This window comes from Sphingomonas sp. (assembly GCF_017304635.1).
Taxonomy (GTDB): Bacteria; Pseudomonadota; Alphaproteobacteria; order Sphingomonadales; family Sphingomonadaceae; genus Sphingomonas.
Window position 1 is genome coordinate 1,242,847 of the sequence record NZ_JAFKMA010000001.1, and the last position, 24,560, is coordinate 1,267,406.

At 67.2% G+C, this 24,560-nt stretch carries 18 protein-coding genes; 14 read left to right on the top strand and 4 right to left on the bottom strand.

All coding sequences use genetic code 11. From position 1 onward, the window contains the following. Positions 1-19 precede the first annotated feature (19 nt). Both J0I47_RS06320 and J0I47_RS06325 read right to left on the bottom strand, forming a co-directional pair. Positions 20-2,356 carry a TIM-barrel domain-containing protein gene (locus J0I47_RS06320; protein ID WP_294045637.1) on the bottom strand — a complete coding sequence of 779 codons (2,337 nt, stop codon included), beginning with the start codon at positions 2,354-2,356 and terminating at the stop codon, positions 20-22. Between the two features lie 11 nt (positions 2,357-2,367). Then, positions 2,368-3,579, bottom strand: coding sequence for an alpha-galactosidase (locus J0I47_RS06325; protein WP_294045638.1), 1,212 nt, complete (start codon positions 3,577-3,579; stop codon positions 2,368-2,370). 64 nt (positions 3,580-3,643) lie between these two features. Here J0I47_RS06325 and J0I47_RS06330 point away from each other — a divergent pair, with 64 nt between their 5' ends. The 8 genes from J0I47_RS06330 to J0I47_RS06365 are packed head-to-tail and all read left to right on the top strand — an operon-like array spanning position 3,644 to position 12,620. After that, the gene (locus J0I47_RS06330) at positions 3,644-4,999 is read left to right on the top strand and encodes a mannanase (RefSeq protein WP_294045640.1); all 1,356 of its coding nucleotides are present in this window, start codon (positions 3,644-3,646) and stop codon (positions 4,997-4,999) included. After that, entirely contained in the window at positions 4,999-6,081 is a 1,083-nt protein-coding gene (locus J0I47_RS06335; RefSeq protein ID WP_294045641.1) for an SGNH/GDSL hydrolase family protein, read from the top strand. The genes J0I47_RS06330 and J0I47_RS06335 overlap by 1 nt, the downstream gene beginning before the upstream one ends. Next, the gene (locus J0I47_RS06340) at positions 6,078-8,054 is read left to right on the top strand and encodes a sialate O-acetylesterase (RefSeq protein WP_294045642.1); all 1,977 of its coding nucleotides are present in this window, start codon (positions 6,078-6,080) and stop codon (positions 8,052-8,054) included. Before J0I47_RS06335 ends, J0I47_RS06340 begins: the two co-directional genes overlap by 4 nt. A gap of 19 nt (positions 8,055-8,073) precedes the next feature. After that, complete coding sequence (locus tag J0I47_RS06345) at positions 8,074-9,228, top strand: fumarylacetoacetate hydrolase family protein (RefSeq protein ID WP_294045903.1); 1,155 nt, start codon at positions 8,074-8,076, stop codon at positions 9,226-9,228. After that, positions 9,225-9,992 carry an SDR family oxidoreductase gene (locus J0I47_RS06350; RefSeq protein WP_294045644.1) on the top strand — a complete coding sequence of 256 codons (768 nt, stop codon included), beginning with the start codon at positions 9,225-9,227 and terminating at the stop codon, positions 9,990-9,992. The genes J0I47_RS06345 and J0I47_RS06350 overlap by 4 nt, the downstream gene beginning before the upstream one ends. Further along, a complete protein-coding gene (locus J0I47_RS06355; protein WP_294045645.1) occupies positions 9,983-10,864 on the top strand; it encodes an SMP-30/gluconolactonase/LRE family protein in 882 nt (293 codons plus the stop codon). The genes J0I47_RS06350 and J0I47_RS06355 overlap by 10 nt, the downstream gene beginning before the upstream one ends. Beyond that, positions 10,861-11,997, top strand: coding sequence for an endo-1,4-beta-xylanase (locus J0I47_RS06360; RefSeq protein WP_294045646.1), 1,137 nt, complete (start codon positions 10,861-10,863; stop codon positions 11,995-11,997). The genes J0I47_RS06355 and J0I47_RS06360 overlap by 4 nt, the downstream gene beginning before the upstream one ends. Positions 11,998-12,023: 26 nt before the next feature. Next, the gene (locus tag J0I47_RS06365; protein WP_294045648.1) at positions 12,024-12,620 is read left to right on the top strand and encodes a hypothetical protein; all 597 of its coding nucleotides are present in this window, start codon (positions 12,024-12,026) and stop codon (positions 12,618-12,620) included. Positions 12,621-12,700: 80 nt separating this feature from the next. On the opposite strand, the gene J0I47_RS06370 is transcribed toward J0I47_RS06365, so the two are convergent. Continuing rightward, on the bottom strand, positions 12,701-16,087 hold the full coding sequence (locus tag J0I47_RS06370) for a TonB-dependent receptor (RefSeq protein ID WP_294045905.1): 3,387 nt from the start codon (positions 16,085-16,087) through the stop codon (positions 12,701-12,703). Between J0I47_RS06370 and J0I47_RS06375 the strand changes: the two genes are divergently transcribed. Genes J0I47_RS06375 through J0I47_RS06400 form a run of 6 tightly spaced genes read left to right on the top strand, consistent with a single transcriptional unit; the run spans position 16,074 to position 23,467 of the window. Next, the gene (locus J0I47_RS06375) at positions 16,074-16,292 is read left to right on the top strand and encodes a hypothetical protein (RefSeq protein ID WP_294045650.1); all 219 of its coding nucleotides are present in this window, start codon (positions 16,074-16,076) and stop codon (positions 16,290-16,292) included. The genes J0I47_RS06370 and J0I47_RS06375 overlap by 14 nt on opposite strands. 15 nt (positions 16,293-16,307) lie before the next feature. Beyond that, positions 16,308-17,822 (top strand): tryptophan halogenase family protein, encoded by a 1,515-nt coding sequence (locus tag J0I47_RS06380; protein WP_294045651.1) that lies wholly within the window; start codon positions 16,308-16,310, stop codon positions 17,820-17,822. Further along, on the top strand, positions 17,819-19,312 hold the full coding sequence (locus J0I47_RS06385; protein ID WP_294045652.1) for a tryptophan halogenase family protein: 1,494 nt from the start codon (positions 17,819-17,821) through the stop codon (positions 19,310-19,312). The genes J0I47_RS06380 and J0I47_RS06385 overlap by 4 nt, the downstream gene beginning before the upstream one ends. Then, positions 19,309-20,925, top strand: coding sequence for a tryptophan halogenase family protein (locus tag J0I47_RS06390; RefSeq protein WP_294045653.1), 1,617 nt, complete (start codon positions 19,309-19,311; stop codon positions 20,923-20,925). Before J0I47_RS06385 ends, J0I47_RS06390 begins: the two co-directional genes overlap by 4 nt. An 11-nt stretch (positions 20,926-20,936) precedes the next feature. Further along, positions 20,937-22,454, top strand: a complete 1,518-nt coding sequence (locus J0I47_RS06395; protein ID WP_294045655.1) for a tryptophan halogenase family protein — start codon at positions 20,937-20,939, stop codon at positions 22,452-22,454. After that, positions 22,451-23,467 carry a cupin-like domain-containing protein gene (locus J0I47_RS06400; RefSeq protein ID WP_294045657.1) on the top strand — a complete coding sequence of 339 codons (1,017 nt, stop codon included), beginning with the start codon at positions 22,451-22,453 and terminating at the stop codon, positions 23,465-23,467. The genes J0I47_RS06395 and J0I47_RS06400 overlap by 4 nt, the downstream gene beginning before the upstream one ends. On the opposite strand, the gene J0I47_RS06405 is transcribed toward J0I47_RS06400, so the two are convergent. Then, entirely contained in the window at positions 23,464-24,489 is a 1,026-nt protein-coding gene (locus J0I47_RS06405) for a cupin-like domain-containing protein (protein ID WP_294045659.1), read from the bottom strand. The two genes, J0I47_RS06400 and J0I47_RS06405, sit on opposite strands and share 4 nt — an antisense overlap. Positions 24,490-24,560 lie beyond the last annotated feature (71 nt).

Sequence of the window (24,560 nt, forward strand, 5' to 3'; positions counted from 1 at the left end):
AGAGAAGAGTGGGAAGCGGTTACGGCGCCGGGCGAACGACCCGGACCAGCGGCGCCAGCGGCTGACGCGTCGGCAACGCCCCATCCGCCCGCAGCCGCTGCCCGCGCTCGTCCCAGCGCAGCGTCGTACCGCCGGTTCCCGCCGAGCGATAGGCGTTGGAGACGCCATCGTCGTCATACAGCGCGAACGTCGCGTCGCGGCCGGGATAGACGCGGATCTCGGCCAGATCCTGTTTCTCGGACGTGTTCTGGATCGGCTTGCCCAGCGGCACGATCGACCCGGCGCGCACGAACAAGGGGATCCGGTCGATCGGCGCCGCCGAGGTAATCGTCTGGCCGCCGGCATAGCGACGCTCGGTCCAGTAATCGTACCAGTCGGTCCCGGCCGGCAGATAGACCTGCCGCGCGGTCGTCCCCTGGTCGGTCACTGGCGCGACCAGGAAGGCCGGTCCGAACATATATTCGTCGCCGATCGTCGCGACGCGCGGATCGTCGGGAAAATCCATGAACAGCGCGCGCATGAACGGCGCGCCGGTCTCGTACGTCTGGCGGCCGAGTGAATAGAGGTAGGGCATCAGCGCGTAGCGGAAGCGTAGCCATTGCGCGAGGATCGGCTCCGCCGCCGCGCCATATTGCCAGATCGCGGTCGCCGGGCGCTGGCCGTGGATGCGCAGCGTCGGCGTCAGCGTATTGTATTCGAACCAGCGCACGAACAGCTCGGGATAGTCGCGATAGCTGGGCGCCATCGCGGTCGCGCCCGCCGGATCGACCAGCACCGGGTGCGCCGCCGCCGGCCCGTTCGGCCATTGCCAGCCACCGGTGTCGCTGCTCCAATACGCCATGCCGGACGCAGTGAAGCCAAGCCCCGCCGGAACCTGTCGCCGCAGCGCCTCCCACGTCGACTGCACGTCGGACGACCAGAAGATCGCGCCGTTCGCCTGCGCACCCAGATAGGCGGCGCGCGCGAGGATCAGGTTGCGCTTGGCCGGCCGGTCGCGCGCCGACCCTTCCGCCACGCCTTGCGTGTGCACCAGCGGATAGAGGTTGTGGAACCGGTCGCCGCTGCCGATCGAATAGAAATGGCCGTCTGGCACGAGGTCCGGCTCCGTCTCGTCGAGCCAGAACCAGTCGAAGCCGCGGCTCGCGATATTGTCGCGAATGCGATCCCAGAACCACGCACGCGCATCGGGGTTGGTCGAATCGATCAGCGCGCCGGCCCGGTCGGACCGTACCGGCAGGCCGTCGACCGGCGCGCCATCGGAATCGTGGAGCAGCCAGCCCTTGCTCGCCAGCCAGTCGTGATAGCGCGATTCGCGCTCGAACCGCGGCCACACGCTGATGATCGAGTGCATGCCCCAATCGTGCAACTGCCGGTTCATCGCGTCGGGATCGGGGAAGGCGGCGGGATCGATGTCGATCTGCCCCATCCGCGTCCAGTAGAACCAGTCGAGCACCATCACGTCGAGCGGATAGCCGCGCTTGCGATATTCGGCGGCGATGCCCAGCAACTCGGCCTGCGTCTCGTAGCGCGCCTTGCTCTGGATGAAGCCGAACGCGGCCTTGGGCGGCAGCGGCGTGACGCCGGTCAGGCGACGATAGCCGGCATAGAGCTCGTCCGCCGTCCGGCCGACGATCACGAAGAACGAGACGCGCTCGCCGACTTCCGACTGGAAGCGAGTCGCATTGTGCAGCCCGGGCGACACCGTCGTGGCCGATGGATTGTCCCACACGATCGCATAGCCCTGGTTGGTCACCAGGAACGGCACGCACACCGTCTCGCCCGCCGGCGCATCGTAATTGTGGCGGCAGTCGATCGTGCGCCCGCGCAGGTCGAGCACGCCCTCCTGATTCTGGCCGAGCCCGTAATAATGCGTGGCGGGGGTGTCGGCGAACGCCGCGCCGGTCTGGAAGGTGCGCTCGCCGGCGACGACGTGCGGCGCCAGGTCCCAGCCGTTCATCCGCGTGATCGCCGAGCCATCGGCGCGTGCGAACGCGATCGACACCGGCGGCAGCGAGGGCGCGAAATAGCGATCCATCTGGCTCGGCGGCTTGGGCTTGGGTTGCGCAGCGACGCTGACGGTCAGCGCGGACGAGGCGAAGACGTCGCCGCTGGCGTCGCCGCGATGCTCCCACCCAGTCTGGTCGGGCGTGCCGCTGATGCCGTAGCCCGCCGCCCGCTCCACCTCGCTCCGATCGAGCGCGATCGTGACGCGGACGATGTTGGGGCCATAGGGCTCGATCGCGACCAGCGCGCCGTTGCGATCGACCGTCGCGAACCGTGCCGCCGGCCACGCGCCGGCAATCCCAGCGGCCACCGCGCCGAGCACCCCGACGACGATCGTCAGCCAACGCCTCATGCCCGGCCGATTCACAGGCTCACCACGAACATGGCGACGCCGTGCGGTGCGACCGTCGCCGACAGCCGGCCGCGCATCGACCCGAGCTCGCGATGCGCCCACAGGTCGCGCACGCGCAACGACAGCGCCGGCGCCAGGTCGAGCATCGCCCAGTCCGCCGCGATCGTCGCCGGCGCCACACCGCGATTGAACAGCAGCACCGCCCGCCGCCCGCCCGACAGCGGCTTCACCCACACTTCGCGGTCGCCGTCCTTCGCGACGCGATGGCCCTGGACACCAAGCGGATCCTGATCGACCGCGATGACGTCGCGGTTGAGCAGGATGTCGCGCGTCGCCGCATCCATGCTCGCCACGTCGTTGCCGGCGATCAGCGGCGCCGCCATCATCGCCCAGAGCGAGAAATGGCTGCGATACTCGGTATCGGTCAGCCCGCCATTGCCGACCTCCAGCATGTCGGGATCGTTCCAGTGCCCCGGTCCGGCGAACGGCCAGAGCGGCTCGTTCAGGTCGGCGATCACGGTGAACCCCTTCCCCCATTCGGGATTGCCGCCCCATTTGTCGCCGATATCGCCGGTGGTGCGCCACATCTGGCCGACGCCCGCCGCCCATAGCCACGGCTTGCTGGTGCCCCATTCGCAGATCGACAGCAGGATCGGCCGCCCGGTCGCCTTCAGCGCCGCGGCCATGGTGCGATACGCTTCCTCCGCGTTGCGGGTGCCCGTCTCGCACCAGTCATACTTAAGGTAGTCGACGCCCCAGCGCGCATAGGCGAGCGCGTCCTGATATTCGTGCCCCTGGCTGCCGGGCCGCCCGCCGCACGTCCTGGCGCCGGCGTCCGAATAGATACCGAACGACAGGCCCCGCGCGTGAACATAGTCGGCCAGCGCCTTGATCCCGCTGGGAAACTTCGTGGCGTCGGCGGTGATGACGCCGTTCGCGTCGCGTGGACCCTGCCAGCAATCATCGATCACGACGTAGCGATAGCCGGCATCGCGCATTCCCGAGGCGACCATCGCATCGGCGACGCGGCGCACCTTGGCCTCGTCGACCGAGCAGGCGAACTTGTTCCAGCTGTTCCACCCCATCGGCGGGGTCGGCGCAAGACGATCGACCGCCACGGCCGGCGCGGGGTCGGCTGCGGCCATCGAAGCGGCAAGCATGGCGGCGATCCCGAGCAACGCCCGCCACCAATGCGCCCCATTTCGTTGCAGGGTGGCGATCATCCTTGTTCTCCCCTCCGTGTTACCGCTACCTTATGCCGACTCGCTAACGAGCGAAAGGGGTGGGATGACCGATCGGCGAAGCGTCATCGCGGGGGCCGCCGCGACCTTGGCAGCGAGCGCGGCACGGCCGGTGCTGGCCGCGATGCCGGCATCGCGCGACGAGCGACCGTTCGTACGCCGCGACGCTTCACACCTGATGATCGGCCGCGACCGCTATCGCTATGCCGGCGCCAATATGTGGTACGCCGCCTATCTCGGCGCGGAGGCGCCGATCGGCGACCGCGCGCGATTGCGCCGCGAACTCGACGCGCTCACCGGGATGGGGATCGGCAACCTCCGCATCCTGGCGTCGTCGGAAGCCTCGCCGCTCAGGAACGCGGTCAAGCCGAGCTTTCGCGACCAGGGCACCGCGTACAACGAAACGCTGCTGCGCGGGCTCGACGTGGCGCTCGCCGAAATGGGCAAGCGCGGCATGCGCGCGGTGCTCTACCTGACCAACTTCTGGGACTGGTCGGGCGGCATGATGACCTATCTGTCCTGGACCAATGGCGGTCGCTACATCGAGCCGAACGACCCGGCGCATCCCTGGCCGGCGTTCGCCGACATGACCGCGCAATTCTACCGCAGCCCGGCGGCGATCGCGCTGTATCACGAGTATGTGCGAGCGGTGGTCGGGCGGACCAATAGCGTGACCGGCATGCGCTATATCGACGATCCGACGATCATGGCGTGGCAGTTGGCGAACGAGCCCCGCCCGGGCGGCAGCGCCGAGGTCGCCCATGCCGGCCTGCCGCCGTTCCTCGACTGGGTTCGCGGCACGGCGCGGCTCATCAAGTCGATCGATCCGAACCATCTCGTCTCGACCGGCAGCGAGGGGTTGCAGGGCGGCGTCGACGATCCCGCGATCGTGCTGGCCGAGCATGCGATTCCGGAGATCGACTATCTGACCGCGCACATCTGGCCACTCAACTGGAGCTGGGTCGACGACAAGGATCTGGCGGGAACGTGGGAAAGCGGTGCGGCGAAAGTGCGCGACTATGTCCGCCGCCACGTCGCGTTGGCCAACCAGTTGAACAAGCCGTTGGTGATCGAGGAATTCGGCTTTCCGCGCGACCATGGCTACGATCCCGGCTCGCCGACCGTCTGGAAGGATCGCTTCTACCGCCTGATCTACGGCATGGCGGAGGCGGACGTCGCCGATGGCGGCCCGACCGCCGGCACGAATTTCTGGGCATGGGGCGGCAGCGGACGGAGCGCGACCGCCGACCATCGCTACCGCCCCGGCCCCGCCCATCTGGTCGGCGACCCGCCGCACGAGCCGCAGGGATGGTACAGCGTGTTTGACGTCGACGTCTCCACGCGCTGCGTGATCGCCGCCCATGCGAGCGCGATGCGCCGCGCCGGCCGGGCGGCGGCGTGATGCGCATCGCCACCCTCGCCGCAGCACTGGCTCTGACCGCGGCGGCACCGGCCCCGCAAAAGGCGCCGTTGCCGCTGAAGATCGGCGGTCGCATCGTGCCGGAAGCGGACGGCAGCGTCAGCTTCGGCTGGCCCGGCACGTATTTCGAGGGCCGTTTTCGCGGGACGGCGGTGCGCGTGCGCTTCGTCGCCGCCACCGATTTCTTCCGCCTACTGATCGACGGGCATGAGATGCGGCGGTTCGAAAAGCCGGGTGCGGTGGACGCCGTCATCGACGGGCTGACCGCCGGCGATCACGTCGTCCGGCTGGCGAAACTGACCGAGAACCAACACGGCGAAGCGCGCTTCATCGGATTCTATCCGGCTGCTGGCAGCATACCGCTCCCAATCGTGCGCGCGCCGCGAGCGATCGAATTCGTCGGCGATTCCTACACGGTCGGCTACGGCAACACATCGACGACGCGGACCTGCACGCAGGATGCCGTCCACGACACCACCGACACGCAGGCCGCGTTTGGCCCGATCGTCGCGCGGCATTACGACGCGGACTATCGCATCAACGCCTATTCGGGGATCGGCGTGGTGCGCAATTACAACGGGATCACGCCCGATATCGCGATGCCCCTGCTCTATCGGCGGTTGAAGCCGAGCGATGCCGCGCGATGGGAGAGTTCGGTCGGTGACTGGCGGCCGCAAATGATCGTCGTCAATCTGGGCACCAACGACTTCTCCACCCGGCTGCATGCCGGCGAGCGCTGGGCCGACGATGCCGCGTTGCGCGCCGATTATCGCCGGCAATATGTCACGTTCGTCACCCGGCTGGCGGCGACGCAGCCGCAGGCGCGGTTCGTGCTGATGGGCTCGCCGGATTTCTATGCGGATGTCGAGGCGGTTGCCGCGACGATCGACGCCCGGTGGCTAGGCCGTGCGACGCCACTGCTGTTCGACGGTCTCGCGCGCGACGGATGCGACAGCCATCCCTCGCTCGCCGACGACCGCCTGCTCGCCCGGCTGATCGAGGGCGCCATCGACCGGATCGAGCCCGGCTGGGCCACCACGCAAGACGGAGAACCCTCACGATGATGCGGCATGTCCTGGCGGCGACACCGCTGCTACTGGCGATCCCGGCGTCCGCCGCGCCCAGGCTCGACCCGCAGTTCGACGATCATGCCGTCATTCAGCGAGGCCAGCCGATCCTCGTCACCGGCACCGCCGATCCCGGCGAGACTCTGACCGTTGCGCTGGGCGACGAGCATACGACGGCGCGGGTCGGCACGGACGGTCGTTTCGCCGTCGCGTTCGCCCCGCGCGAGGCGGGCGGCTCGGCGCTCACGCTGACGGTGGTGGGCACCTCCGGCACCGCGACCGCCACCGACATCCTGATCGGCGACGTGTTCCTGTGTTCCGGCCAGTCGAACATGGAGTTGCAAGTCAGCCGCGCGCAGGACAGTTGGGGGACGGTGCCGGCGTCGGGCGACGCGATGCTGCGAGTGATGACGATCGACAAGACGACCGCGCTGCAACCGCAGACCGCCTTCGCGCATGTCCCGGCCTGGAAGATCGCCGGTCCCGACAGCATCGCCGACTTCTCCGCCGCCTGCTATTTCACGGTCAAGACGCTGCGGCAAAGCATGCACGTGCCGATCGGCGCGATCGCGTCGAGCTGGGGCGGCACCGCGATCAGCGCGTGGATGGGCGATCGTGCGCTGAAGGCGGGCGGACGCGCCGCCGACGCCGCTCTGCTACAACTCTACACCCACGATCCGGCGGCGGCGGCCCGGCAGGCCGGCAAGACATGGGAGTCGTGGTGGCGTCAGCAGACCGGCGTCGCCCCCGGCCGTGAACCGTGGCAGCCGGCGACGACGCTCGACTGGCGCCCCGTGCCGACGATCGAAGCCTGGGGTCGATGGGGCGTCCCGGCGCTCGTCGACCATCAGGGCATGGTCTGGTACCGTCGCGAGGTCACGCTGACCGCGGCGCAGGCGCGCGGCGCGGCAACGCTCGGCATCGGCGTCGCCGACGACATGGACCAGACTTGGGTCAACGGCATCGCGGTCGGCGCCAACGGCAACCCCGGTGCGCAGCGGCATTATCCGCTGGCGGCCGGCACGCTGCATGCCGGGCGCAACGTCATCGTGGTCAATGTCGACAACGTCTATGCGGACGGCGGCCTGCTCGGTCCGGTCGACGCGATGAAGCTGGAGCTGGCGGACGGCGGCACGGTTCCGATCGGTGACGGCTGGCGCTACGCGGCCGCCGAGACGACCCCGCCGAACGTGCCCCGCGTGCCGTGGGACGACATCGCCGGCGCCGGCGTCATCTACAATGCGATGATCGCGCCGCTGGGCACGTTCAAGTTCGCCGGCGTCGCCTGGTACCAGGGCGAGACCGACGCCGGCAGCACCGGTTACGCCGATCGGCTGACGGCGATGATGAGCGACTGGCGCCGCCAATTCGGACAGCCGACGCTGCCGTTCGTGGTCGTCCAACTCTCGGCCTATGGCAAGCCGGCGACGGCGCCCGAGCAGAGCGGCTGGGCGGCGTTGCGCGAGGAGCAGCGGCAAGCGACGATCCGCGACGGCCACGCCGCGCTGGCGGTGACGATCGACCTTGGCGATCCGCTCGACATCCATCCGGGCGAGAAGCACGAAGTCGGCCGCCGGATCGCACGCGCGATGGCGACGATGACCTATCGCAATCCGCGCTCGCCGCCGACGCCGGCGATCGCCGGCGTCGGCGCGCAGCCCGACGGCGGCGTGGTGCTGCATTTCACCGGCGTCACCGGCGGTCTGCATATGCGGAGCAGCGACCGTGCGATCGGCTTCGAATTGTGCGGCGCCGGCGGGAAGGACTGCCGATACGCGCTCGGAGCAGTTACCGGGGACGACGTGCGGCTGGCGGGCGATGGTCGGCCGGTCGCGGAAGTGCGGTACGCCTGGGCCGACGCGCCCGTGGTCAATCTGTTCGACGCGTCGCCGCTGCCCGTTGGACCTTTCCGTATCGCCGTCCCGACGCCCGATCACGGCTTGACGACGGCGGGCCAACCAATACGGTAGCGCTATCATGAGCCCCGATATGACACCTGCCGCGTTCGACGCCGCCGAGAACCTGCCCGACGATTGGCGCGACGCCCTGCTGCTGGGGCGGATCGATTTCGGCGATGGCCCCTCTCCCGTGATCGTGGCCGGCGGCATCGTCCACGACATGTCGCGCGTCGCCCCGACCGTGTCGTTGCTGATCGAGGCCGGTGCTTTCGACCCGTCGCAAGGCGTGGCGGTCGGCACGCTCGATACGCTGGAATTGTCGGTCACGGGCGCGCATCCCCGGCTGCTCAGTCCGATCGACCTGCAATGCGTGAAGGCGAGCGGCGTGACCTTCGCGGTTTCCGCGGTCGAGCGCGTCATCGAGGAACGCGCGCGCGGCGATGCGATGGCAGCGCGGGACATGCGCGACCGGCTCGAGACGAGCATCGGCGGCAGCATCCGGAGCGTGACGCCCGGCTCGACAGAAGCGGCGGCGTTGAAGGCGGTGCTGATCGCCGAGGGCCTGTGGTCGCAATATCTCGAAGTGGCGATCGGCCCCGACGCGGAAATCTTCACCAAGTCCCCCGTTCTGTCGACGGTCGGCTGGGGCGCGGCGGTCGGCGTGCGGTCGGATTCGGACTGGAACAATCCCGAGCCGGAGGTCGTCGTCATCGCCGATCCGCACGGCAAGGCGGTCGGCGCGACGCTGGGCAACGACGTCAATCTGCGCGATTTCGAGGGACGCTCGGCGCTGCTGCTGGGCAAGGCCAAGGACAACAACGCATCGTGTGCGCTGGGGCCGTTCATCCGGCTGTTCGATGACGGTTTCACGATCGACGACGTCCGTGCGGCCGAGGTCGCGCTGACGATCGAGGGCAACGATGGTTACGTGCTGCGCGGATCGAGTTCGATGCGCGAGATCAGCCGCGATCCGCTCGAACTGCTGCGCCAGGCGATGAGCGAGCATCACTTCCCGGACGGTTTCGCGCTGTTCTGCGGCACGATGTTCGCGCCGACCCAGGATCGCGACCATCCGGGGCGCGGTTTCACGCACAAGGTCGGCGATGTCGTCACCATAGCCAGCGATCGGCTGGGGCGGCTGGTCAATCCGGTGATGCACGCGTGCGACGCACCAGCCTGGGTCGATGGAATTGGTGCGACGATGCGCAACCTGGCCGCGCGGGGATTGATCGGGACCGGACGATGATCGCGAACCGCGCCGTCTATCCGTCGCTCCGCGACAAGCGAGTCATCGTCACCGGCGGCGGGTCGGGTATCGGCGCTGCGCTGGTCGAGGGATTCGTCGATCAGGGCGCGCGCGTCGTCTTTGTCGATCGATCGGAAGAGCCGTCGCGCGAACTGGTCGATCGGCTGTCGGCGGACGCCGCCGTGCCGCCGGTCTTCTACCAGCTCGATCTGCGCGACCTCGATGTCTTGGCCGAGACGATGCGCGCAGCGATCGCGACGCTCGGCGGGGTCGACGTCCTCGTCAACAATGCGGCGAGCGACGATCGCCATTCGCCGCACGACGTCACGCCTGATTATTGGGACGATCGCATCGCGGTGAACCTGCGCCACCTGTTCTTCGCCGCGCAGGCGGTGATCCCGAGCATGCAGGCGCAGTCGTCGGGCGCGATCGTCAATTTCGGATCGATCAGCTGGCATCTCGGCCTGCCCGAACTGACGCTCTACCAGACCGCCAAGGCCGGGATCGAGGGTATGACCCGCGCGCTGGCGCGCGAGCTCGGCGGCGACGGCATCCGCGTCAACACGATCGTGCCCGGCAACGTCGACACGCCCCGCCAGCGCCAATGGTACACGCCCGAGGGCGAGGCGGGGATCGTCGCGGCGCAATGCCTGACGGGGCGTATCCAGCCAGCCGACGTGGCGGCGATGGCGTTGTTTCTCGCCTCGGACGATGCGCGTATGTGCACCGGGCACAATTATTGGGTGGATGCCGGATGGCGGTGACGATGATCGAGGCGAAACCGGTACTTTCGGTCGGCGCGGAACTCGGCGAGGGGCCGGTTTGGATCGAACGCGATCGCGCCCTATGGTTCGTCGATATCAAGGCGCCACGCATCCATCGCTTCGATCCGGCCACTGGCGCGCACGACAGTTGGCCCGCCCCAACGCATGTCGGCTGGATCCTGCCGGCGAGCGATGGCGGCCTCGTCGTGGGCTTGTCCGACGGCCTGCATCGTTTCGACCCGGCGACGGGCGCGTTCGCTCCGCTGGCGACGATCGAGCCCGACCTGCCCGACAATCGCCTGAACGACGCGACGGTGGATCGCGCCGGCCGTATCTGGTTCGGGTCGATGGACAATCGTGAAGCCGCCGCCAGCGGACGGTTCTACCGCCTTGCCGGGGGCATGGTGCAGGACACCGGCATCGCGCCGACCGAGATCACCAACGGCCCCGCCGTCTCGCCCGACGGGACGACCTTGTACGCGGTCGATACGCTAGCGCGCACGATCGATGCTTACGAGGTGACGGCCGATGGTGAACTCGCCCGCCAGCGACGCTTCCTGACGATCGACCCGGCACAGGGCCATCCCGACGGCGTCTCGACCGATGCCGAGGGCGGCGTGTGGGTCGGATTCTACGGCGGATGGGCGGCGCGGCGATACGACGCGAGCGGCACGCTGACTCACGAGGTGCGCTTTCCCGCCGCCAACGTGACCAAGGTGGCGCTGGGCGGCGCGGACGGCCGCACCGCCTTCGCCACGACCGCGCGCCAGGGGCTCGATGCCGCCGCCCTCGCTGCGCAACCGCTGGCCGGCGACCTGTTCACCTTTCCAGTCGACATTTCCGCTGCGCCGGCTTGCGAAGCTCGCTTGTGACCAGCGCCTTCACCCGGCGGGAAACCTTGCTGCTCGGCGCGAGCGCGGCGCTGGTCGGGAACGCTCCTGCTCTCGCCGCGTCCGAAGACTCGCTCCATGCGATCGCGCGGAGCCGGGGACTGCGGTTCGGGTCGGCCTTGGCATGGGGACCACCCGGCGCCGACCGCGCGTCGTTCGCCAACCCGCGCTATGCCGCGTTGCTCGAACGCGATTGCGGATTGCTCGTCGCCGAAAATGAAATGAAGTGGCCGTCGCTCCACTATGCCCCGGCGACGTTCGACTTCACGCGAGCCGACGCGATCGTCCGCTACGCCGAGCGGCACGGTATGGCGATGCGCGGGCACAATCTGCTGTGGCATCAGCCCAAGTGGCTGCCGAAATGGGTGAATGATTATGATTTCGGCCATCGCCCGCGCGATGCCGCGGCGGAACTGCTGACCCGACATATCGAGACGGTGTGCCGCCACTTCGGCACTCGCGTCACGGCGTGGGACGTCGTCAACGAGGCAGTGCGCCCATCGGACGGCCAGTTGTACGACACAGTCCTGTCGCGTGCCTATGGCGGGACCGAGCCGTTGCTCGATCTCGCCTTCCACACGGCGCGGGCGGCAGCGCCCGGCGCGCAACTCGTCTATAACGATTACATGGGCTGGGAGCCCGGCAATGCCGAGCATCGCGCGGGCGTGTTGCGCCTGCTCGAAGGATTCCGCCGCCGTGGCACGCCGGTCGACGCGCTCGGGCTGCAATCGCATCTCATTACGCAGGGTCGCGATGCGAGCCTCCAGGGAATGGAGGCCGACTGGCGCCATTTCCTCGATGCCGTCACCGCAATGGGATTCGGGCTAGTGGTGACCGAACTCGACGTGCGCGACGACAATCTGCCGGCCGACCCGGCGGCTCGCGACCGTGCCGTCGCCGACTGCACCAAGGCCTATCTCGACCTCACGCTCGACTATCGACAGGTCCGCGACGTGCTCGTCTGGGGGATGTGCGACCGCTATAGCTGGATCGAGGGGTTCAAGCCCCGCCCGGACGGTGCCCGGCGGCGTCCCTGCCCCTATGACGACGCGTTCCGGCCCAAGCCGATGCGGCAGGCGATCGCCGCCGCGCTCGCCGCGGCCCCGACCAGATAAGGATGAAGACCAGGAGGAGACGCCAGATGAAAGTATCGCTCATTCTATTGCCTGCCTGCGTCGCGATCAGCGCCGCCGTCGCGGCGCAGACCCAGCCGCCCGCTCCGGCCGCCGCGCCCCGGGCCGATCCCAATTCGAAGCTCGTCAATTTCCCGACCGCACCGTGGGTGACCTACGGCCCCGACCAGGTCAGCAAATATGACGACAAGGGTGGGCCGCAGGGCTATCCGATGACTCGCGTCACGGTCAGCGCGGCGGGGAAGAACGCATGGGACGCGGGCGGCAACGCGCCGCTCAGCAAGGCGCTCGCGGCCGGCGACGTGGTGTTCGTCGCGGTCTATCTGCGCGCCCCGCAGCTCAAGGACGGCGAAACGGCGACCCTGCCCTTCATCGGCGTGAACGGCGCGACGCCCCCGTACGAAACGATCGCCGCCGGATCCGCGACGATTACCAATCAATGGAAGCAATATTACGCAGTCGGCAAGGCACCGCGCGCCTTCCCCGCCGGTGGCGCGCAAGCCGCGATCCATCTCGCCGGCGAGAAGCACGTGATCGATCTCGGACCGATCCGCGTGTTCGATTTCGGCCCCAACGCCGACATGACGCGCTTGCCCCATAATTGAAAAAACCGGCCCGCGTTTGGCGGGCCGGTCCTTCCGGAACGGTCGCTGCCGATTTGGCAGCGACCGTGTTTTTTGAAGCGCTAGAAACTGCCGCGCAGGATGAACGAAAAGCGGCGGTCGTTGATGAAGTACGACCGGGGCGCGAGCAAATTCGGATCACCCGTATATGCCTGCTCGGTCTTGGTGACCGTGTCCGTCAGGTTCACGCCCTGCACGCCGATCTTGATCTGCTTCGTGATGTTGATGAATGCCGAAGCATCGAGGTAACCGGCCGGCGCATTGAAAATCGGCGCGTATGGGAAGATCACGTCGGCCGCGGTCAATAGGAAGCGCGATCGCCAGTTATAAGCGACCCGCAACGAGATCGGTCCCTTCTCGTAAAAGCCTTCGACGTTCACCGTATGCTTCGACAATTGTTCGAGCGGCAGATTACCGTCAACCTTGGCGAAATTGCCGGTGTTCGACGCCGACCCGCCATTGAGGAACGAGTTGGGCAGGCCCGAGCTTTCGAGATAGGTGTAGCTCGCATTGAGCCCGAACCCGCTCAGCAGGCCCGGCAGGAAATCGAACGTCTGCTGATAGGCGACCTCGAATCCCTTGATCTTCCCGTGACCGGAATAATTGTCGGCAATCCGCACGGCCACCGGAACCGTCACGCCGTTTTGCGTGAAGTTACGCTGCACCGTACTGGCATAGAAGAAGTTATTGATATCCTTATAAAAGGCATCGAACGTCAGCGACCCGACCCGCGCAAAGTACCATTCGACCGTCGCGTCGAACTGAGTCGCCGTCGCCGGCTTCAAATACGGATTGCCGAGGTTGAACGTGACGACATTGTCCGAACCATAACTTGCGGAGAACGAATTACGGATAGATGCCATGTCAGGCAGCGTCATGACGCGCGAAGCGGCGAAGCGCGCGATCAGCTTCGACGACAGCTCGAACTTCAGGTTGAGGCTGGGCAGAAAATGATTGTCGGTCGTGAATGCCGTGTTCGGTGTTACGGTCTGCGCGCCGGAGATAGGCGTGACACCATCGGCCTGAACCCCCGTAAACGTCTGCAATTGCGAGTAACCGGTTGGCCCCAACAGACAGATTCCGCTGGGTTGCCCAATCGCGACGCCGGGCGGCACTCCTTGAGGCGGTGCACCCGCGTTGGGGCAACGCGACGAATAGGATTGGTTGACGCCCAAACCTGCTGCATTGATGTTCACGGCCCCCGCCGAACGTACGAACGTATGCACGTACCGCAGGCCGAGGTTACCCGACATCCGCACACCGAAAACGTTGTTGCTGCGGAAATTGAGCTGAGCGTACAGGTCGGTATTGCGCTGCTGAACATCCTGGATTTCGTTCGGCAGATAGCCTCCCGATCCGGGCACGACACCGGCGCGTTGCGCCGCTGGCACCCAGCCCGAGCCGTTGCCCTGTGCCAGCCATTGCTGGTTGACCGACTGGAGGAACTGCGACGCTCCCTGATAATTATTAATCAGGTCACCGGTGTAATAAAGGGCGCTGGGCGGAGCATTCGTCTGCCCGCGGAAGAAATTGGGGAAGTTGTAGAGCGCATATTGCGAGCTGTTGGTCTGTGAGAACGAGATTGGGTTGCCATTACCCCACACCTCACTCAACGCGCCCCAATTGTAGGTACTGTATTTGATCGACTGGCGGCGATCGGCGTAGCGCGCGCCGAACTTGATATCCGTCAGGAAGCCCGAATCGAACTTGCGATCCAGATCCATCTTGAACGCATATTCCTTGCCGACGCTGTCCTCGATATGATCCATCGCGGCGCGCCAGAATTGGACCCGGGGATCGGAAAAATACTGCGAGTCCGATTCGGCCAGCACGGCCGGATTGGCCGAAGCCCAGCTATAGGCGGTATTGAGCGGCTTGTGCGCGACGACCTGCGGCAGGTTGCCGGTCAGATCGAGGTTTTCATCCGCCCAGGTCGAGCCGAAGGTGCTGACATCGAGCTGCGTATGGTGCGACCGCGTGTAATCCGCATCGATATTGAAATACAGATGATCGGTCGGCTGCGCCTTAAGGTTCAGGCCGTAGTCGGTGTTGGTGTTGGTTTCCCTGACCTGACGCCGCGACAATGACTGCTGAATGCCACCAGCGGAAACGAAGCTGCTGCCCGACCCTGGCCCCGCACCGCGCCAGCCGCCGCCCGGATAGGTGACGTAGCCCTTTTGGAACAGGCCATTGGAGGCATAGGTGTAATTCTGGGTCGATCCTGCCGGGCATTCCGCACGCGTAGTGCCGCCGGGACCATCAGTGTTCTGAAGACATCCCGCCGGATAGGTATTGTATTCCGACAGATCGGGACCGGACTCGAACGTATGCTCGCCCCAATCCAACTCGGTATGGCTGCGGAGATATTGAGCAGTCAGCAGCGTCTTGCTGTCGTTGCTCTGCCACTGGAAAGCGAATGCCTGGCCTTCACGCTTGCGATCGAAGTCCTGCGTGCGGTACGATCCGCCGAGCGGCGCATATCGCGTCCCGGCGTTATCCAGCAATCCGTCGCTTCCGCTGGTCGACGCCGTGCCGCAGGCGGACCCGGCGGCCGGAAGCGTCATCGTGTCGCCGGTACCGGGCAGCGGGTTGCGGCAGACTAGGGTCGCCTGCGTGTTCGACGCGATGGCAAGCGTGTTGTCGCGCGTCTGGAAATTGGTGACCTGGATACCGTCCGAGCGATATTTCAACCGCGAATAGGAAATGTCGCCAAGGAAACCGATCGTGCCGATATTCGTGTTGAAGGTGTCACTGACCAACAGCGACCCGGTCGGCGTCCACTTTTTCTCGAAGTCGCCATAATTGGCTTCGGCGTCGAACGCGATGTGAAGCCCTTTGTTGTCGAAGGGCTTGCGGGTGTTGAGGTTGACGGTGCCGGCAAGGCCGCCCTCGATATTCTCCGCCGTCGCATTCTTGTAGATTTCCACCGAGCCGAGCAGTTCGGCGGGGACGTCGGCAAAATTCAATGCCTGGCCGCCGATGCCGGCGGAAAACGCGTCGCGACCGTTGAATTCGGACCGGACGAAATTGAGGCCGCGGACCGTGACGCCCGAGCCTTCGGCCGAGAAGTGATCGGGATCGTTCGATCCGGCGAAGCGGTTGATCGCGACGCCGGGCACGCGCTGCAGTGCCTCGGTCACGGACCGGTCGGGCAGTGCGCCGATGTCCGTCGCCGTGATCGCGTCGACGACCGTGTCGGAGTTGCGCTTGATGTTCTGCGCGTTCGCCAGCGAAGCGCGGATGCCGGTCACGACGATGTCGGACTTCGAATCACCTTGGTCGGTAGAGGTCGTGCTCTGCCCCGGGTCGGCCGCCGGCTGCGCGGGAGCCGTTTGCGCCAGCGCCGGCACCGCGAACAGCGCGGCACACAGCGCCGTTGCGGACGCACCGCCACGCAAGGCACCAACAAGAGCATGGATGTCGCGGACTCGGCGAGTGGAATACGCCATCAATTCCTCCCCTGATGAACGCACCCCGCGCGTTCAAACGATTGTTAGCGGCTGGTTCGACCGCCTGATTGTTTCCCATGGTTGCGATAACATTTTGGTTTTGGCAAGACCTCAAATGCAGTTTGGTGTTGCGCGATCGCAACATGCGGCGAGCTTTGTGTATGGCGATGATACCGCTATGCAGGACGAAAAGACGCAAGGGTGAGGATCGGCAGCGGGAATGGCGGACGAAGCCAAGGTCAGGGTCGTGGTCGTCGGCGGTGGCACCGCCGGTTGGATGACCGCCGCGGCGCTGGCCAAGTTGTTGCCCACGGTCTGCTCGGTGCACCTGGTCGAGTCCGAGGCGATCGGCGTGGTGGGTGTCGGCGAAGCCACCCTGCCCCACATCCGCGCGTTCAACGAAAAGCTCGGCATCGCCGAGGCCGACTTCATGCGGTGGACGCGCGCGACCTTCAAGCTCGGCATCGAATTTCGCGACTGGGGCCGGATCGGCGACAGCTACATCCACCCGTTCGGCACGTTCGGCCGCGGTCACGGCGAGGTCGATTTCCACCATTACTGGACGCGGATGCGTGCGGCGGGCCAGCCGGTGCCGCCGCTCGAGCACTTTTCCTATGCCTGCATGCTCGCGCGCCAGAACCGGTTCCGCTTGCCGGGAACCGAGCCGCGCGACCTCGCCTCTACCTTCGGCTATGCGTACCAGTTCGATGCGCTGCTGTTCGCGCCCTATTTGCGCCAGCTTGCCGAGGGGCTCGGCGCGCAACGTAGCGAGGGCATCGTGGTTGCCGTCGATCGCGACGGGGAAAGCGGCGATATCCGTGCCGTGACGCTGCAAGGTGGCGAGCGGATCGAGGGGGACCTGTTCGTCGATTGCTCCGGATTCCGCTCGCTCCTGCTCGGCGAGGCGATGGGCGAGCCGTTCCAGGACTGGTCGCGCTGGCTGCCGACGGACCGCGCGGTGGCGATGCCGTGCCGGACCGCGACCGACGTGACGCCCTATACCGGCGCGATCGCGATGCCCGCCGGCTGGCGCTGGCGGATCCCGCTCCAGCACCGCACCGGCAACGGCTATGTCTACGCCAGCGCGTTCGTCGACGACGACACGGCGGCGACGGCACTGGCAGCGGCGGTCGAGGGCGAGGCGATCGCGCAACCCCGCCTGCTCAGGTTCCGCGCCGGTCGCCGCGAGCGTAGCTGGGTCGGCAATTGCATCGCGATCGGGCTCGCCAGCGGCTTCCTCGAACCGCTCGAATCGACCAGCATCTACCTCGTCCAGGCGGCGATCACCGCGTTGGTCGAACTGTTTCCCGAACGCCGCGTCTCGCCGGTCGATCGCGACGAATTCAACCGGCTGATCGACCTGGAATATGACCGTATCCGCGATTTCCTGATCCTGCACTACCACGCCACGACCCGCGACGATTCGCCGTTCTGGGACTATGTCCGCACGATGCCGATCCCGGACAGCCTGGCCGAGAAGATCGAGCTGTTTCGCCGGCGCGGGCGCGTCGTGAAGTACCGCGAGGGCGTGTTCCTCGATGCCAGCTGGATCGCGGTGTATGTGGGCCAGGGGATCGTGCCGGACGGTCACGACCCGCGCGCCGACCTGCCGCCGCTCGACGCGCTGGCCGCGGGATTGCGCAACTTGCGGACGGAGATCGACGCGACCGTCGCGCAAGCGCCGGCCCATATCGATTTCATCGACCGCTATTGCCCGATGGCCGAGGCGGCGTGACGACGGGGCCGATCCGTCAGATCGTGGTGGTCGGCGGCGGGCTGGCCGGCTGGTCGGCGGCCGTCGCGCTCAAACGACGCGTGCCGTCGCTCGATGTCACGATCCTGCCGCTCGCCCCGGCACCGGATGCGCTGGCCGACCGCATCGGCGCGACCCTGCCGTCGATCCTGGGCTTCCACGCCGATCTCGGCATCGGCGAGGACGATGCCGTGTTGCGCACCGGGAGCAGCTATCGCCTGGGGAGTCGCTTCGTCGGCTGGTCGTTCGACGCGCCTCCCTACATCCACGCTTACGGGCAGCATGGCCGGCCCTTGCCCGGCGGCTCGTTCCATCTGCATTGGGCGCGCGCCACGACGCAGGCGAGCGCACCGCCGTATGACCTGTTCTCGGCCGCCGCCGCAATGGCGAGCGACGGGCGGTTCGCGCCGCCGCCGGACGACCCCGCCGACCCGTTCGCCGGGTACGAATACGGACTGTACCTCGACCTTCCGCGGTACACGGCGATGCTGCACGCCTTCGCGCGGCATTGCGGCGTGCGGGAGCAGACGGTCCCGCTGCGCGAGGTGCGGCTGCGCGGCGACGGCTGGATCGATGCGCTCGTGCTGGCGGACGGGTCGGAACAGCGCGGCGACCTGTTTCTCGATTGCACCGGACCGGCGGCGATGCTGCGCAGCAAAATCGATGACCGGCGCGACGATTGGTCGCAATGGCTGCCGTGCGACCGCATCCTGTTCGCGACGGAAGAAGCGACGACGCACCCCTGCCCGCTCGACGAGGTGACGGCCTGGGCCGCCGGGTGGCGCTGGTCAGCGACGACGCCGCGCAGTCGGTCGACCGGGATCGTCTATGCATCGGCTGGCGCCAGCGACGATCAAGCGGCGCGCATCCTGGAGACGATGGGCACCGCCCCTGCCGATGTTCCGGTCGCGATCGCAGCCGGCAATCGCGCCGAGCCCTGGCGCGGCAATTGCGTCGCGATCGGCGAAGCGGCGACGCAGGTCGAGCCGCTCGAATGGACCAACCTGCACCTCGCCCACAGCGCGATCGACCGGCTGATCGCGATGCTGCCCGACCGCGAGTGCGCGACGGTCGAGGCGGCGGACTATAATCGCCAGACGGAGGCCGAAGCCGAACGCGTCCGCGATTTCCTGGTGCTGCATTACGCGGCCGCACGGCGCGACGAACCGTTCTGGCGCGACCGCGCCGTAGCGTTGCTGCCCGAATCGCTGGCGCACACGCTGGCGCTGTTCCGCGAGCGCGGCCGCCTGCCGATCTACGAGGAGGAAACCTTTGCGCGCGATAGCTGGCTGGCCGTGCTGTTCGGCCAAGGCGTGCGCCCGCGCCGGATCGACCCGTTGATCGCCGCGACGCCGATCGCCGAATCGCAGGCGCTGATGAACCGCTGGCGCCAGGCGATCGCCGCCGGCGTCGCCGCTCGCCCGACCCTGTCGACCTATCTCTCCCACCAGATGAGCCAGCTATCCCGATGAACGAACATTCGATCCGCGACGTCGTCATCGTCGGCGGCGGCACCGCCGGCTGGATGGCGGCGGCCGGCCTCTCGCGTTTCCTCAACAACGGCTACACTCGCATCACGCTGGTGGAATCGGAGGAGATCGGCACGATCGGCGTCGGCGAGGCGACGATCCCGCCGCTCATCAACTTCAACCGCATGCTCGGGCTGAACGAGAACGAATTCCTGGCGGCGACCGGGGGCACGTTCAAGCTTGGCATCGAGTTCGTCGACTGGGGCGGCCTCGGCGAGCGGTATTTCCACCCGTTCGGCCATTACGGCCAGGATTTGCAGGGCATCCACTTTCACCAATTGTACCTGCGCGAGCGCAAGCGCCGGGTGATGCCCGACATCTCGGCCTGGTCGATGAGCTCGGTCGCCGCCTCGCTCGGCCGGTTCGGGCGCGCGGCGGAAGGCGCGCAGTCGCCGGTGCGCGAATTGTTCTACGCGTTCCATTTCGACGCCGGGCGCTATGCGCGCTACCTGCGCGATTATGCCGAGCGCGCCGGGGTCATGCGCGTGGAAGGCCGCATCGTCGATGTCGGCCTGCGCGCCGGAGACGGGTTCGTCGAGGGGGTGACGCTGGCCAATGGCGAGCGCGTCACGGGCGACCTGTTCATCGACTGCTCCGGCTTTCGCGGGCTGTTGATCGAGCAGGCGCTGGAGACCGGTTACGAGAGCTGGCAGCACTGGCTGCCGTGCGATCGCGCGGTCGCGGTGCCATCGGCGCTGACCGGCGATCCCGATCCGTACACGCGGTCGACCGCGCGCACGGCCGGCTGGCAATGGCGCATCCCGTTGCAGCATCGCATGGGCAACGGGAACGTCTATGCCAGCGATCATCTCGACGACGCGACGGCGGAACGCATGCTGCTCGAGTCGATCGAGGGCGAGCCGCTGGCCGAACCGCGTCGGGTTGCGTTCACGACCGGCCGGCGCAAGGCCGCGTGGAACCGCAACGTGGTGGCGCTCGGCCTGTCGAGCGGGTTCATCGAGCCACTCGAATCGACCAGCATCCATTTCATCCAGGCCGGCATCTCGCGCCTGATCTCGCTGTTCCCCGACAAGCGCTTCGATCCCACCGAACGCGACGAATATAATCGCCAGATCGACGAGATTTACGCCGACGTGCGCGACTTCATCATCCTGCATTACAAGGCGACGACGCGCGACGACACGCCGTTCTGGCGCCAGTGCCGCGATATGACGATCCCCGACTCGCTGGCGCGCAAGATCGAACTGTTCCGCAGCAAGGGCCGGCTGTTCCGCGAAGGGCGCGAGCTGTTCGCCAACGCGAGCTGGGTCGCGGTCTGTCTCGGCCAGCACATCGTCCCGCGCGAGTACGAACCCGCGGTCGATGCCCTCGACGAGGACAAGGTCGCCGCGGCACTCGAACAGATTCGGCTCGGCTATTGGGAAACCGCGCAGCATCTGCCGTCACACGGCGATTTCCTGCGTCGCGTCGCCCCCGCCCCGTTCGCCGCCCCGCCGTCGGCAGCGACTGCCGCCGCCGCACCGGAGGGCGACGTGCCGTTCTTCTCGTTCACCGCCGAATCGCCCTTCCCGACCGGCTCCGGTTCCCCGGTATGAGGGCGGATGCGATGCGGCGCATCGTCATCGTCGGCGGCGGGACGGCGGGATGGATGGCGGCCGCAGGGATCGCGCGCGCCGTGGGCGAATTGCCGGGCCTGACGATCGAACTGATCGAATCCGACGAGATCGGCACGGTCGGCGTCGGCGAGGCGACGATCCCGCAGATCGTCCTGTTCAACCAATTGCTCGGGATCGACGAAGCCGACTTCGTCCGCGCGACCAACGCCACCTACAAGCTCGGGATCGAGTTCGTCGACTGGACGCGGATCGGGCATCGCTACGTCCATCCGTTCGGTTTCTACGGCCTCGACATGAAGGGGGTGGAGTTCCACCATTTCTGGCTGAAAGGTCGCGGGCTCGGCGATCCGACGCCGCTCGATGCCTATTCGCTCGGCGTGGTGGGCGGGATGCAGGGCCGCTTCGCGCATCCCCGCCCCGACCAGCCCAATTCGCCATTGTCGAAGCTCGGCTACGCCTTCCAGTTCGATGCCGCGCTGTATGCGCGCTACCTGCGCGGGCTGGCCGAACGCTGGGGCGTCAGGCGGACCGAGGGGCGGATCGTCGACATGGCCCGTAATGGCGACAACGGCCTGGTCGACGCGGTCGTGCTGCAATCGGGCGCGCGGATCGCGGGCGATCTGTTCATCGACTGCTCGGGGTTTCGCGGGCTGCTGATCGAGGGCGTCATGCAGGCCGGGTTCGAGGACTGGTCGGCGTGGCTTCCCTGCGATCGCGCGTTCGCCGTGCCGTGCGAGCTCGGCGGCGACCGCCTGCCGATGACGCGCGCGACCGCGCGACCGGCGGGATGGCAATGGCGCATCCCGCAGCAGCATCGCATCGGCAACGGCTATGTCTATTCGAGCGCGCACGTCTCCGACGACGAAGCCGCGGCGACGTTGCTCGCCAATCTCGACGGCGCTCCGTTGGCCGATCCCAAGCCGCTCCGCTTCACCGCCGGGCACCGCAAGCAGGCATGGGTCGGCAACGTCGTCGCGCTCGGCCTGGCCGGCGGATTCCTCGAACCGCTCGAATCGACCAGCATCCACCTCGTCCAGTCGGGGATCGCGCGATTGATGGCGCTGTTCCCGCATCGCGGGCTGGAGCCGGTCGAGATCGCGCGGTTCAACGCCGACAGCGCGCGGGAATATGAGGATATCCGCGACTTCCTGGTACTCCATTACAATGCGACCGAGCGCGACGACACGCCGTTCTGGGACTATTGCCGCACGCTGGCGCCGCCGCCCGGTTTGGCCGACAAGCTGGCGATGTTCCGGCGCAACGGCCGCATCTTCCGCGAGCATGAGGAATTGTTTACCGAGACGAGCTGGCTGTCGGTGATGGCCGGCCAGGGCGTCGAGCCGGCGGGCTATCATCCGGTCGCCGACCTGCTGTCGGATGACGAGACGCTGCATCGGCTCGCGCATATTCGCGACGTGATAGCAAAGACCGCGGCGGCGATGCCGCACCAGGCCGATTATCTGCGCCAGATCGGGTGTGGCGAGCCGCCGCTCCGCCGCGCGTCATGACACCCCTGCCCCGACCCAGGCCGATCGCCGAAATCACCGGGATCGACCGCCGACGGTTCGATGCCGAGATACGGCCGGCCGGACAGCCGGTGGTCTTGCACGGACTCGCCGCCGAGTGGCCGGCGGTCCGTGCCGCTCGGTCCGGTGCCGAGGAGGCGGTCGCCTATCTCAAGCGCTTCAGCCATGCCGAACCGGTCGCCGCGATCGTCGGCGCGCCGGAGATCGAGGGGCGGTTCTTCTACACACCGGATCTGACGGCGCTGAACTTCACCCGCGGGCAATCGCCGCTCGATCCCTTTCTCGACCGATTGCTGCGCGATCGCGATGCGGCGCGGCCCTATGCGATGGCGGTGCAGTCGATCCCCGCGCCCCAGCTATTGCCCGGCTTCATCGAAGAGAACCGGATCGACATCGTCGCCGATGCGGTCACGCCGCGGCTATGGCTCGGCAATGCGATCCGCGTCGCCGCACATTTCGACCTGATGGAGAATATCGGGATCGTGGTCGCGGGCCGGCGCCGCTTCACGCTGTTTCCGCCCGACCAAATGGCGAACCTGTATATGGGTCCGATCGAGTTGACCCCCGCCGGCACCCCGGTCAGTCTGGTCGACCTCGCCGCGCCCGACCTCGACCGCTTTCCGCGCTTCGCCGAGGCGATGGCCCACGCACAGGAGGCGACGCTCGAGCCGGGCGATGCGATCTACATCCCGTATCATTGGTGGCACGGCGTCGCGTCGCTCGACCCGGTCAATCTGTTCGTCAATTACTGGTGGAACGACGCGCGGCAGGATCTCGGCAATCCGTACGACACGCTGCTCCACGCCTTGTTCGCGCTCCGCACCCTGCCCGCGGACCAGCGCGAAGCTTGGCGGATCATGTTCGACCAACTCATCTTCCGGCCGGATGGCGACGCCTTCGCCCACATCCCGCCCGAGGCGCAGGGCGTGTTCGGCCCGGCCGATGCCGATAATTACCAGCGGATGCGCGCGACATTGCTGCGCAACCTGGCCTAGCTTCGCTGCAGCATTCGGACGAGAAAATCGCGCAGGCGATGCGTGCGGGCCGGGCTCGACGGTCCCAGCACGCTGCGCGCGGCGGGTGGCAGATGATCGGCCGCGCGATCGGCATCCTGCGCGAATACCATATGGTCGAACCACGCCCGCCACGTCGCCTTCTCGGCCGGCGGCAAGTCGCGGATCGCCAGCACCGCGTGGATCAGGGCGGGGAACGCCGCCCCGGATTCGTGTCCCCACCAGTAGTTGACCAACACGTTGAGCGGATCGAACGCGCGAACGTGGTGCCACCACAAGGGCGGGATGAAGATCGCATCGCCGGGGCCGAGTTCGGCGGTCTCGGCATGGGTCAGGGCGTCCGTGAAGCGCGGATATCGATCGACATCCGGCGCCTCCGGATCGACCATGCTGACGGGCTGGCCGGCCAGCGTGTGGTCGAGCGGCCCGACATACAGATTGGCGAGCTGGTCGGGCGGGAACAGCGTGAAACGCCGCCGCCCGGCGACGACGCAGGCGATGTTGCTCGACATGTCGTAATGCGTCGCGACTTGCGTGGCGTTGCCGATCCACAGCCGCGCGGGTGCGTCGATCGCAAGACCCAGCGGATTGGCCGCCTCCCATCCCGGCAGGTGCTCCGGCGCGGTCGCGGAATTGGCGTACAGAGCGTGCGGCCGCGCGACGCCTTCCTCGGCAAAGCGCAGCAACTCGCCGAGCAGGGCGCCGAGCGCTACCGACTGGCGATGGAAGTTGAGCCCGGTGACGCTGTCGTCGGCGTAGAAGAACCGTCCGCCGATCTCTGGCGGGCCGATCATCACGTCGAGCGGTCGGCCACCGCCGAAGCCGGCGAGATATTCGGCGATCGCACGGGCGCCCTGCTTAGCCGCTCCGACCGCCGGCCAATCGGCGACCTGCCCGCGCAGAACGACCGGGCGTGACGCCGTCACGATCTCGCGCGCGAACGTATCGGCGTCGACGGCCCGACGTTCGGTGATGGGCTTCAGGTCGCGCAGGTCGATCGACATGGCGCCACGCTAGCCGCACCCCCGTCCGGCCGCCAGCGAAACGCGTTGCGCGGCTCCGATGCGCGACGCAT

Bases quoted from the DNA above. Each gene is read 5' to 3' on its own strand.
- J0I47_RS06355 (WP_294045645.1), top strand. From the start codon at position 9,983: ATGGCGGTGACGATGATCGAGGCGAAACCGGTACTTTCGGTCGGCGCG.
- J0I47_RS06325 (WP_294045638.1), bottom strand. From the start codon at position 3,579: ATGATCGCCACCCTGCAACGAAATGGGGCGCATTGGTGGCGGGCGTTG.
- J0I47_RS06405 (WP_294045659.1), bottom strand. From the start codon at position 24,489: ATGTCGATCGACCTGCGCGACCTGAAGCCCATCACCGAACGTCGGGCC.
- J0I47_RS06380 (WP_294045651.1), top strand. From the start codon at position 16,308: ATGGCGGACGAAGCCAAGGTCAGGGTCGTGGTCGTCGGCGGTGGCACC.
- J0I47_RS06395 (WP_294045655.1), top strand. From the start codon at position 20,937: ATGCGGCGCATCGTCATCGTCGGCGGCGGGACGGCGGGATGGATGGCG.
- J0I47_RS06345 (WP_294045903.1), top strand. From the start codon at position 8,074: ATGACACCTGCCGCGTTCGACGCCGCCGAGAACCTGCCCGACGATTGG.
- J0I47_RS06330 (WP_294045640.1), top strand. From the start codon at position 3,644: ATGACCGATCGGCGAAGCGTCATCGCGGGGGCCGCCGCGACCTTGGCA.
- J0I47_RS06400 (WP_294045657.1), top strand. From the start codon at position 22,451: ATGACACCCCTGCCCCGACCCAGGCCGATCGCCGAAATCACCGGGATC.
- J0I47_RS06335 (WP_294045641.1), top strand. From the start codon at position 4,999: ATGCGCATCGCCACCCTCGCCGCAGCACTGGCTCTGACCGCGGCGGCA.
- J0I47_RS06390 (WP_294045653.1), top strand. From the start codon at position 19,309: ATGAACGAACATTCGATCCGCGACGTCGTCATCGTCGGCGGCGGCACC.
- J0I47_RS06350 (WP_294045644.1), top strand. From the start codon at position 9,225: ATGATCGCGAACCGCGCCGTCTATCCGTCGCTCCGCGACAAGCGAGTC.
- J0I47_RS06320 (WP_294045637.1), bottom strand. From the start codon at position 2,356: ATGAGGCGTTGGCTGACGATCGTCGTCGGGGTGCTCGGCGCGGTGGCC.
- J0I47_RS06340 (WP_294045642.1), top strand. From the start codon at position 6,078: ATGATGCGGCATGTCCTGGCGGCGACACCGCTGCTACTGGCGATCCCG.
- J0I47_RS06365 (WP_294045648.1), top strand. From the start codon at position 12,024: ATGAAAGTATCGCTCATTCTATTGCCTGCCTGCGTCGCGATCAGCGCC.
- J0I47_RS06370 (WP_294045905.1), bottom strand. From the start codon at position 16,087: ATGGCGTATTCCACTCGCCGAGTCCGCGACATCCATGCTCTTGTTGGT.